The sequence below is a fragment of the Sporosarcina sp. NCCP-2222 genome (genome assembly GCF_023168145.1).
Lineage (GTDB): Bacteria > Bacillota > Bacilli > Bacillales_A > Planococcaceae > Sporosarcina.
The window spans coordinates 60,315-70,614 of sequence record NZ_BQYK01000013.1 but is presented as its reverse complement, the minus strand read 5'-3'; the positions used below and the strand labels follow the sequence as shown (position 1 = coordinate 70,614).

Here is a 10,300-nt window from a genome sequence, read left to right as displayed (position 1 = left end):
GCGAAGAGGTCACACCCGTTCCCATACCGAACACGGAAGTTAAGTTCTTCAGCGCCGATGGTAGTAGGGGGCTTCCCCCTGTGAGAGTAGGACGTCGCCGGGCAAAGGCCATCCCCTGTGGGGGATGGTTTTTTTGTGCTTAAATATAATAGATACCGTCAGGTATCTTTAAAGATCTTCTAAGAATCACTTAATTCAAGCAGGAACAGATTGTTAGTAAAGGGCTTTGCCGCAAGATGCTGGAGAGATGATCAAGCCGCCAATCTCCTTGAATTCCTTTCTATCACCGCCTGAACCCATCCTATCACCGGGTAAACGAGTTCTATCACCGCCTAAACCGATTCTATCACCGTCTAAACCAAATTGATCATCGCTTGACTACATTCAGCCCGTAAAGTGCCTGTTCATTCATAGTCAGACGTGGTACACTCGCCCCCGCCTATCAAAATCCACCTCCTCCCTTCCGCCAAATAAAAGATTATGTTGCGGGTAATCTCTTTTTCATTCATCATAAGGAAGAAGTAGAAATAGTTTAATAAAGGAAGATGACATGAAAAGTTTATCGATGATGTTGCTTACTTCCATTCGGCTTGTTACTTTGATGATCTTATGCATTTACTATATTCCAGCCGATAAAGCATCATGGACGGGTTGGTCGTTTTATGTGCCTGTTGCGATGCTGGTATTTGTTGTTACTCATTTCATCCATATGACGACTACGCGTTCTATTGTTCGGATGATCTGCTCGTCTGTCGACTTTCTACTGGCCTTTGGATTCGGTATGATATTTCCGGACAGCGGTTATTTGTATCTGATCTTTTTTGGCATCATTGCGACGACGGTTTTCATTGCCTTTGACGGGAAGCAAGTGGTGAAGGTGTTTCCGATTGCTTTCTTCATTGCGTGGGGATTTGTGAGTTATCGGCAATACGTATTGGGCGATTTTATGATTACTAGTAATTTAATCAATCTGACGTTTGTCATTTACTGTGCTTTGGTAGGGAGTTTGATTCGCCATATCCAGTTGGCAAAGGAAACAATCGCGGTGCAGTATGACCAACTGAATGAAACGCATACAGCGCTGCAGGAGGCGCACGGGCAGTTGGAGCGTTATGCAAATCAAGTGGAAGAGTTGACTGTGATCCGGGAGCGTAATGAAATTGCCCGGGAAATTCATGATACGGTTGGACATAAAATGACAGCACTGATTGTTCAATTGCAGTTGGCGAATGAAATGTCCGTCCGTGATCCGGATAAGGCCAAAGCGATTATTGGCACGTGTGAACAGTTGGCACGGGATTCGCTTCATGAGGTGAGGTTATCGGTTCGGACTTTGAAAGAAGAGGATCATTTGCAGGCGTCCTTCCTCCATGTCATGAAGGAACTGCTGAAGGAATTTGCCGACTCTGCCCATATGCAAACTGAATTGGATGTGCAGGGCGATTTGTCGTCAATCCCTCTTTTCTTGCAGCCCACCTTGAAGCGAATTGTCCAAGAGGCCTTGACGAATGCTAAGCGTCACGGGAATGCAGATGTTTGTCAGGTTTCTATTCGGGTGGATTCGAAGGAATTGCGGCTAGAGATCCAAGACGACGGCAAGGGGGCCGGGCAAGTGGTCCCGAGCTTTGGTTTATTGAATATGAAAGAACGGGTGGCCGAGCATGGAGGCATGCTGCAAATGGAGAGTGAAGAGGGAAAAGGGTTTACGATCCATGTTTCCTTTCCGTTGCAACGGGTGAGATGGTCATCGACAGGAGTGATTGCATGATAAACGTATTAATTGTAGATGATCAGCCTTTGATCCGCGAAGGGTTGAGTTCCTTGTTGAGCCTGCAGGAGGAGATTCATATTGTCGGTACAGCAGTGGAAGGCTTCGATGCTTTAACTCAGGCATCCCGGCTGGAGCCGGATATTGTCTTGATGGATATTCGGATGCCAGGTGTCAATGGAGTGGAAGGTACGAGGCTGATCCGTGAAAAGCTGCCGAATATTAAGGTTTTGATTCTCACTACGTTCAATGATAGTGATTTGATTTTCGATGCCTTGGAGGAAGGGGCCAGCGGCTATTTATTAAAAGATATGCCAACCGAGACGATTGCCAAAGCCATTAGCACGGTCTTCCATGGAGGCGTCGTGCTGCCAAAGGATTTTACGACCCATCTTCTGGCGGAAGGACGGCTTAAGCAAGCGGAGAAGGTATTGGAAGGCGCGTCGGAACCTCCTGAAGGCCTCTCTGAGCTGACAATCCGTGAGCGGGAAGTGTTGCAGTATTTGGGGCAGGGACTGAACAATAAAGAGGTGTCGGAAAGTTTATTCATAACCGAAGGCACAGTGAAGAACCATGTCTCAAACATTATCCATAAACTTGGCCTTCGTGATCGCACACAGGCGGCCATTTTTGCGGTCCGTTATGGTGTCACCACATTTTGAATATGACGTCTCGCATAAGGGGCTATGAAAAACGGCATACGCATGCCGTTTTTTTTCATGGCGAAAATCTATCGCGCGCCAGATGGTGAAATCTTCCCTTTCTCTTATGATAGGAAGTGAAGAAGGAGGCATTTGCATGTTAACGATGACGAATGTGAAGAAACGCTTTGGTGAGCAAGAAGTAGTAAAGGGGATTACTTTGCATGTTGGGAAAGGTGAAGCATTTGGCTTGCTTGGACCGAATGGTGCAGGGAAATCGACTACCATTTCTATGATTTGTGGACTTGTTCCGTATGATGAAGGTGACATTCAAGTGGATGGTTTATCTGTCAGCCGATCCCCTTATGAAATTAAAAAGAAAATCGGGGTTGTTCCACAGGATATTGCCCTTTATCCAACTTTATCCGCGCTCGACAATTTGGTATTTTGGGGGAAAATGTACGGCTTAAAGGGAAGAGAAGCAAAGGCCCGTGCCTTAGAAGTGTTGGAGACAGTAGGACTTGTAGAACGCGGGAAAGATCGGATTGAGACATTTTCCGGAGGAATGAAACGCCGCATCAATATTGGAGCTGCCTTGCTCCATCGTCCCGAGCTTCTCATTATGGATGAACCGACCGTCGGGATTGATCCGCAGTCGCGCCATCACATTTTAGAAACAGTGAAGCGTTTGAATGAACAGGGGATGACGATTATCTATACGAGTCATTACATGGAAGAGGTTGAATTCCTCTGCAAACGGATCGCCATTATGGACCATGGGCAAGTGATTGCAACCGGGTCAACGCAGGAGCTTTGCAAACGATTGGCCGGGGGAAATCAGCTGCTCTTGGATGTTGAGGAAGTGCGTCCTGCCTTTGTGGAGAAATTAAAACAGCTGGATGGAGTCGAGAAGGTCATGATTCCGGAAGCGTCTGAGATTCATCTCTATATAAAGCAAGACCAGGACATGATGGCCTCCATTGTTTCGATGGCTGCTAAAGAGGCTGTGAAACTTCGTCAAATCAAACTGAAAGAGGCGGACCTGGAAACACTGTTTTTACAGATGACGGGCCGTTCTTTGCGAGATTAAGGAGCGTTTTGTATGAAGAAAATGGTGTTGATTGCTCAAAAGGATATTGCCATCCAGCTGAAAGATCGAAAAGCTTTTTTGCTCTTGTTGCTTATGCCCTTTTTGTTAACTGCTATATTGGGATTTGCCTTAAAAGGGGTAATGGAGGGTGAATCGCTTCCTGCCACGGTCATCGGGGTCTATATGGAAGAAGATCCACTGGCTAGGGAATTCGTGGAGAACTATTTGCAACAGGATTTGACGATGTTGACGGTCAAGGTGGCGGCAACTGATGTGGAATTAAAGGATTGGGTTAATCAAGATGAAGTGGATGTAGGCATCATCCTGCCAAAAGAATGGGGAGAGCAGAAGACACCGGCAGCGATTTTAGCGGTGTCCGGCAAGGAGTCCAGTGCTCTTTTCACCCAGCAGCTCACGGATTCCTTCGCCCAAACTGCGTGGACGATGTCCAATTCGACTGAAAAAATCATGACTAATCTTGCTGTAGCTGCTTCCTATCAGGACCCGGCCATCCAGCCGGGGAAGGTCCAGGCGGAGCTGCTTAATGGAATGAAGGAAGTAGTGGAACGTAAAGGGCAGTATGTTGAGGTGGCTTCAATCGGGGAACGGGAAGTGTCCTCGATGCAATACTATGCTGCTGCGATGGCGGCGATGTTCCTTCTTTTCAATGCAGTTCGGGGAGGGAAGTCCCTTCATCAAGAACAGCATTCGGCCACATTAGATCGGCTGCGGATGACACCGACGCGGGTGGATTTCATTTTAGGCGGCAAGTTTTTAGGAACGTGGGGTTTGGCCTTCGGTCAATTCATTGTCTTCATGGCGGCCACGCATTTTTTCTTAGGAGTAGATTGGGGCGAGAGTGCGGTTCAGACATTATTTATCGGGCTTGTCTATAGCTTTGCCGTGTCTGGTCTAGCCATCCTTATTGCAGCTTTCTCCGCGAATGAAAAGACGGCCGACACGGCAGGCGGGATCATGGTGCAAGTGCTCGCGCTTTTGGGTGGTTCCATGCTGCCGTTATCCGCGTTTCCAGAAGTCATGCGAAAAGTGGCACTCGTCCTGCCGAATTCATGGGCACTGAATAGCTTTACATCCATCATGAACGGAGCGACGTGGGCGTCACTAGGAGCCGCCGCTCTTGTGTTGCTTGCCATCGGTGCCGCGTCCATCGTTATAGGCTCCGCCCGCATGCGGGTGAGTGCGTTATCGGGAGGAAAATGATTTGAGAAAAATAGTAGCGATTTGTTCGTTGGAAATGAAACGCACCTTTAAAAGGCGCTCATCTTATATCATCATGTTTGCCATGCCATTGATTTTCACCTTGCTGTTCGGCGGCTTATTTGGAGAAAACGCAGGCTCGGCCATGCCCATCGCAATTGTTGATGAGGATGGATCCGTTTATTCGCAGCATTTGATCCGCCAGCTGAAGTCCCATCCTTTTACCGAGTATGAAGAGGTCGATGCAGCAACTGCAAAAGAGTTACTTTCCGAGAAGTCGGTGGAAGGCGTCGTAACCATTAAAAAAGATTTCCTTGGCCATATCGCAAAGGAAGAACCGGCTGTCATGCTGCAGCATCCTCCTGGCACGGCGGCGGCACCTATGTTGGAGCAATTGTACAATCAGGCGATCAGGACACTGGACCTCCAGGTGACAGCAGCCCAGATTGGCGCCTCATATGAAAACAAGGAGTGGGATATGGTTTTTGAACAGCTGATCGAAACGGAGAGCGGAACAAACGGGATCAGCGAAATCCATATGAACGATGCGCAAGTGGAAAGCTGGAATAAGATGTCGTATAGCTCCGCAGGCTTTTCTATCATGTTTGTCATGATTGTTATGCTTTTCACTACAGGGACATTGATTGAGGCGCGTAACATGGGTATTTGGTCAAGATTGTTAACGACACCGGCGACACGGATTCAATTGACACTGGGCTATGTCCTATCCTTTTTCATCATCGGATTTGTGCAGTTTACCTTGCTCATCGTGCTGACATCTCTGCTATTTGGCGTTCAATGGGGAGATCCGCTTGGCTTGGCAATACTTGTTACGGTATTGCTGTTCAGTGTAGTCGGATTAGGCATGGCCATTGCAACCCTCGTGAAAACCTCTGAGCAGCAAAGTGCCGTCGGAATGCTTCTTATTATTTCGACGAGCATGCTGGGCGGCGTCTATTGGCCACTGGACATCGTTCCAGAATTCATGCAGAAAATCGCTAATTTCGTTCCCCAGTCATGGGCGATTGAAGGATTCAAATCACTGGTGGATGGAGCAGCTCTGGGAGACATCATGACACCGATACTGGTGTTGATGGGCTTTGCTATCGTCTTCTTATCCATCGGTATATCGAGAGTGCGGTACCAATAAAGCGAAAAGCGGCGAGAGAATCCATTCGGGTATCTTCTCGCCTTTTTTATTTGAACCGATGTGCTATCCGTCTTTTTACACTTCCTCCTTCTTGCTTTATAATGAATACAAAGGAAGTGTAAACGTATTGAAGCGCCACATGGATCGTCCTGTTATTCAGGCATTGGATGAATTTCAAAAACAGCAACCGATCTCCTTTCACGTGCCAGGCCATAAGAATGGGTTATTGTCTACATTGCCGAAGGAGATCCGGTCTGCGCTGTCCTATGATGTGACGGAACTCAGTGGGCTGGATGATTTGCATGAGCCGGCTGGCATGATTCAAGATGCAGAACGACGGCTCGCTGATTTGTATCAATCAGATCGAAGCTTTTTCCTTGTGAATGGCTCCACAGTCGGCAATTTGGCGATGCTGTTTGCAGTGTGCTCGCCAGGAGACACGGTAATTGTGCAGCGGAATGCCCATAAATCCATCTTTCACGCTATTGAACTGACGGGGGCCCGTCCCGTGTTCATTTCCCCTAAGTGGGATGAAAAGACGCAAACGATCGGGACGGTTTGTGCCTTGCAAATAAAAAAAGCGATCGAGGCGGCACCCGACACAAAAGCGGTTGTCCTGACCTATCCTACTTATTACGGAGTCGCAGGTGATGAGATGGCAGCTATTATCGAGCTATGCCATGAGCAGAGCATCCCGGTATTGGTGGACGAAGCGCATGGTGCTCACTTTGTCGCAGGCGGTTCTTTTCCAACGTCCGCATTGTCACTCGGAGCAGATGTTGTTGTTCATTCCGCTCATAAAACATTGCCAGCGATGACTATGGCTTCTTTTCTGCATGTCCGATCTTCATTGATAGATCCGCAGAGGATAGCCCATTATTTAAAAATGCTTCAGTCAAGCAGCCCGTCTTATTTGCTCATGGCGTCTCTGGACGATGCGAGAAGCTATGCTGCTTCCTACACCTCCAATGACCAAGAAGCATTCTTGCAGGAGCGGACGGCTTTCATTCGCAGCTTACGAGAGCTATCTTCTATCAACGTCGTAGAAGTGGATGACCCATTAAAGCTGCTTTTGCGGGTGGAAGGCTATACTGGCTTCGACTTGCTTGATAAGCTGGAGGCGGAAGGCATATTTGCGGAGCTGGCGGATCCTTTCCAAATCTTATTGATCCTGCCGTTATTGAAAAAGGACAATTATTTTCCGTTTGAGGAAAGCCTGATAAGAATAAAGAAGGCGATCATACGATTGAAATCGGAAGCGGTGTCCGATGCTGCAAAGCTTTCCGCATTTTCGATTGGCGAGGAAATCAGCACGCTGGCTATTTCTCCAACCGAGTTACGGAAGCTGGAAGCGGAGTGGGTTCCCATCGAATCGGCGATAGAACGTGTAGCGGCGGGCTCGATTATCCCTTATCCTCCAGGTGTCCCGCTGGTACTAGGTGGAGAGCGAATCAATGAAAAGCATGCCGAATGGCTAACGCAATATATAATGATGAACGCGAAGTTCCAAGGTGAAATCCGGACGGAACAAAGGAAAATTTTAGTCGCGACTGAATGATGGAGGCTTACTATGTTAAAAAAAGGGGTATTTATTACCTTTGAGGGACCTGAAGGAGCTGGAAAGACAACCGTTCTGGAGGAAGTGGCGAATAAACTGAGGCTGGATGGCCATGATGTATTGACGACCCGGGAGCCTGGGGGTATCCGTATTGCAGAAAAGATACGTGCAATCATTCTGGATAACACCCATCAGGAGATGGATGGAAGAACCGAGGCGTTATTGTACGCAGCCGCCAGAAGACAGCATTTGGTTGAGAAGATTGTTCCAGCGCTGACAGAAGGTAAAGTTGTGCTTTGCGACCGGTTTGTCGATAGTTCCCTCGCATACCAAGGCTATGCCCGGGGACTTGGCATGGATGATGTCCTGTCCATTAATCGTTTTGCCATTGGGGATACGATGCCTGATTTGACGATCTTTTTTAATATCAGTCCGGAAGAAGGTTTGGAGAGGATCAGCCGAAATGACGAGAGGGAACAAAATCGCTTGGATCAGGAAAGCATTCATTTCCATACAATGGTCTACGAGGGGTATCAAAGATTGCTGAAGCAGTATCCGGATCGGATCACGACCATCGATGCATCGTGCGAAATAAAAACAGTAACTGAAAATGTTTGGAAAATTGTAAGTTCTCAACTCATTTCTGAATGAGTTTCGTGATATAATGAATAGAACGATACAAAAAAAGGAGTGATAGGCGTGAAATTGATAGTAGCGGTAGTCCAAGACCAAGATAGCAACCGGTTGTCTGCAGCTTTGACGAAAAACGACTTCCGGGCAACAAAATTAGCGAGTACAGGTGGTTTCTTGCGATCAGGAAATACGACATTCCTCATCGGTACAGATGACAGTCTTGTACCCAAAGCGCTTGAGTTGATCCGTGAAAATTGTCGTTCGCGCGATCAAATGGTCGCTCCGGTATCTCCGATGGGCGGCAACGCAGATTCCTATATTCCATATCCAGTGGAAGTGGAAGTGGGAGGCGCTACCGTATTTGTTCTGCCAATTGAGCAATTCCATCATTTCTGATTCAACTAACAGTTGTTTTTGTACCTCTTTGCTTGGTGGTATAAATGAGGTGAACTTTTTTGAAAGTAAATAGTGATTACCGGGCTGGGCTCGATAAACTGAAAAACGATCCTTCGCGATCGGCTCAGACGGGCAACCGGTTTGGACAAATGGTTCTAACGCAGCAAGAGCGTCTTCACGGTGAACAATTGACCAGGCTCCTCGGAGACATTTCTGCTGCCGGAGACCGTCTGGCGCGTTCCCGGAATTTACGTGAAATGGCGAAGTTCAAAATGCTTGTCAAACGGTTTTTGAAAGAGGCAGTTGAGTCGGGTCTGGACGTAAAGCAATCGCATACGTGGAACCAGTACGGCGAAGGGCGACGGTTGAAGATTGTCCAGACAATCGATGAAAAACTGATTGAATTGGCAGAAGCTTTGCTGAACGAAGAAAAGAATTCTGTTGAATTACTTGGGAAAATAGGAGAAATCAAAGGACTTCTCATTAACCTATATATGTAATCCCGTGTTCACGAAAAACACGGGGTTTTTTGCAACGAAAGAGGTGGGGCCTATGAAACAATCAATTGTAGAACGTCAACAGCCGGTGATTGAAAGACTGACGACTTCTTTTGTAAATAAACGAATTGGCCACGCTTATTTATTTGACGGAGAACGGGGAACGGGAAAAGAAGAAGCTGCTCTTTTCTTTTCGAAACTTCTGCTTTGCGGTAATCCAGTAGAGGGCGTTCCATGTGGAACATGCAGCGCTTGCCGAAGAGTCGAATCCGGCAACCATCCGAACATTACGATGATTCGACCCGACGGACAAGACATTAAAAAGGACCAAATGTCCGCTTTGATCATGAAAATGACGAAGAAGGGTTTTGAGCCGGGCAGAAAGATTTATATCATCGTTCAGGCAGAACGGATGAATGTATCGGCTGCCAATACGCTGCTAAAATATTTGGAGGAGCCGGAGGGCGAGGTAACGGCTATTCTTCTCACAGAAGCTTACCAGACCATATTGCAAACGATTCGATCTCGTTGCCAACGGATCTCTTTTCTCCCGCCGTCCAGAGAAGAATTGATCGCAGAAGTGGTAAAGCATGATATTCATCCTTCCATGGCAGCAACCGTGGCGACGGTAACTGCAAATATGGAGGAAGCCATCTCGCTTGCGGGAGATGAGCAGTTTGCACAGATTCGAAAAACAGTGTTAAAATTGATTGAAGCATCTGATCGCAACGTTAATGAGGCGCTTCTTTTCATACAGACCGATTGGACAGTTTCAATCAAGGAGAAAGAGGATGCAGAACGCGGATTGGACTTGCTTCTGTACGCCTACCGTGATATTGTTTCGTTGAAAGCGGGACTGACGTCGACGTTGACGTTTCCGGATCAGCAGCAATTTTTCAGCAGTCTCTCCATGAAGCTGACGTACAGTCAATTATCGGCCAAGATGGAAGCAGTCTTACAGGCGAAGAAGAAGTTGTACAGCAATATGAACCGTACACTTCTAATGGAACAGCTGGTGCTCAATTTGCAGGAGGGGTTAATGCTTGTATAAAATAGTAGGTGTCCGCTTCAAAAAAGCGGGTAAAATATATTATTTCGATCCTCTGGATTATCAACTCGAAATTGGTGATTATGTCATTGTAGAAACGACAAGAGGCATTGAATATGGCAAAGTTGCAAGCCGGGTCAGGGAAGTCGAGGAAAATGATGTTGTTTTGCCATTGAAAAAGATCATCAGGGTTGCGCAGCCTGATGACATTGAGCAAGTCGAAGAAAACCGTCAAGAGGCGGAGCGGGCGTTCGGTACGTGTATGGAGAAGATACGGGAACACCAGCTTGATATGAAACTT

The 10,300-nt window shown here is 47.2% G+C and carries 11 protein-coding genes and 1 rRNA gene; all 12 read left to right on the top strand.

Translation table 11 applies throughout. The features are described 5' to 3' along the window. A 5S ribosomal RNA gene (rrf, locus tag NCCP2222_RS19575) occupies positions 1-103 on the top strand; the annotation flags it as partial. Positions 104-550: 447 nt separating this feature from the next. Further along, positions 551-1,768 carry a sensor histidine kinase gene (locus NCCP2222_RS19570; RefSeq protein WP_248514084.1) on the top strand — a complete coding sequence of 406 codons (1,218 nt, stop codon included), beginning with the start codon at positions 551-553 and terminating at the stop codon, positions 1,766-1,768. Beyond that, complete coding sequence (locus tag NCCP2222_RS19565; RefSeq protein ID WP_248514083.1) at positions 1,765-2,430, top strand: response regulator; 666 nt, start codon at positions 1,765-1,767, stop codon at positions 2,428-2,430. The genes NCCP2222_RS19570 and NCCP2222_RS19565 overlap by 4 nt, the downstream gene beginning before the upstream one ends. 136 nt (positions 2,431-2,566) lie before the next feature. After that, positions 2,567-3,499 (top strand): ABC transporter ATP-binding protein, encoded by a 933-nt coding sequence (locus NCCP2222_RS19560; protein ID WP_248514081.1) that lies wholly within the window; start codon positions 2,567-2,569, stop codon positions 3,497-3,499. 12 nt (positions 3,500-3,511) lie between these two features. After that, positions 3,512-4,720: an ABC transporter permease gene (locus NCCP2222_RS19555; RefSeq protein WP_248514079.1), complete on the top strand. Its 1,209-nt coding sequence runs from the start codon at positions 3,512-3,514 to the stop codon at positions 4,718-4,720. Position 4,721: 1 nt separating this feature from the next. Further along, on the top strand, positions 4,722-5,867 hold the full coding sequence (locus NCCP2222_RS19550; protein ID WP_248514077.1) for an ABC transporter permease: 1,146 nt from the start codon (positions 4,722-4,724) through the stop codon (positions 5,865-5,867). Between the two features lie 127 nt (positions 5,868-5,994). Further along, on the top strand, positions 5,995-7,425 hold the full coding sequence (locus NCCP2222_RS19545) for an aminotransferase class I/II-fold pyridoxal phosphate-dependent enzyme (protein ID WP_248514076.1): 1,431 nt from the start codon (positions 5,995-5,997) through the stop codon (positions 7,423-7,425). A 12-nt stretch (positions 7,426-7,437) separates the two neighbouring features. Then, positions 7,438-8,076: a dTMP kinase gene (tmk, locus tag NCCP2222_RS19540; RefSeq protein WP_248514074.1), complete on the top strand. Its 639-nt coding sequence runs from the start codon at positions 7,438-7,440 to the stop codon at positions 8,074-8,076. A 48-nt stretch (positions 8,077-8,124) separates the two neighbouring features. Further along, on the top strand, positions 8,125-8,454 hold the full coding sequence (locus tag NCCP2222_RS19535) for a cyclic-di-AMP receptor (RefSeq protein WP_060206001.1): 330 nt from the start codon (positions 8,125-8,127) through the stop codon (positions 8,452-8,454). Between the two features lie 59 nt (positions 8,455-8,513). Continuing rightward, complete coding sequence (locus tag NCCP2222_RS19530) at positions 8,514-8,954, top strand: YaaR family protein (protein ID WP_248514073.1); 441 nt, start codon at positions 8,514-8,516, stop codon at positions 8,952-8,954. 52 nt (positions 8,955-9,006) lie between these two features. After that, positions 9,007-10,002: a DNA polymerase III subunit delta' gene (gene holB / locus NCCP2222_RS19525; protein WP_248514071.1), complete on the top strand. Its 996-nt coding sequence runs from the start codon at positions 9,007-9,009 to the stop codon at positions 10,000-10,002. Further along, a partial coding sequence (locus NCCP2222_RS19520) for a PSP1 C-terminal domain-containing protein (protein ID WP_282570741.1) occupies positions 9,995-10,300 on the top strand: 306 nt, incomplete at its 3' end. The genes holB and NCCP2222_RS19520, both read left to right, overlap by 8 nt.

What these genes read in the sequence shown, in the direction of transcription:
- NCCP2222_RS19570 (WP_248514084.1), top strand. Translation starts at nt 551, where the DNA reads ATGAAAAGTTTATCGATGATGTTGCTTACTTCCATTCGGCTTGTTACT.
- NCCP2222_RS19565 (WP_248514083.1), top strand. Translation starts at nt 1,765, where the DNA reads ATGATAAACGTATTAATTGTAGATGATCAGCCTTTGATCCGCGAAGGG.
- NCCP2222_RS19560 (WP_248514081.1), top strand. Translation starts at nt 2,567, where the DNA reads ATGTTAACGATGACGAATGTGAAGAAACGCTTTGGTGAGCAAGAAGTA.
- NCCP2222_RS19555 (WP_248514079.1), top strand. Translation starts at nt 3,512, where the DNA reads ATGAAGAAAATGGTGTTGATTGCTCAAAAGGATATTGCCATCCAGCTG.
- tmk (WP_248514074.1), top strand. Translation starts at nt 7,438, where the DNA reads ATGTTAAAAAAAGGGGTATTTATTACCTTTGAGGGACCTGAAGGAGCT.
- holB (WP_248514071.1), top strand. Translation starts at nt 9,007, where the DNA reads ATGAAACAATCAATTGTAGAACGTCAACAGCCGGTGATTGAAAGACTG.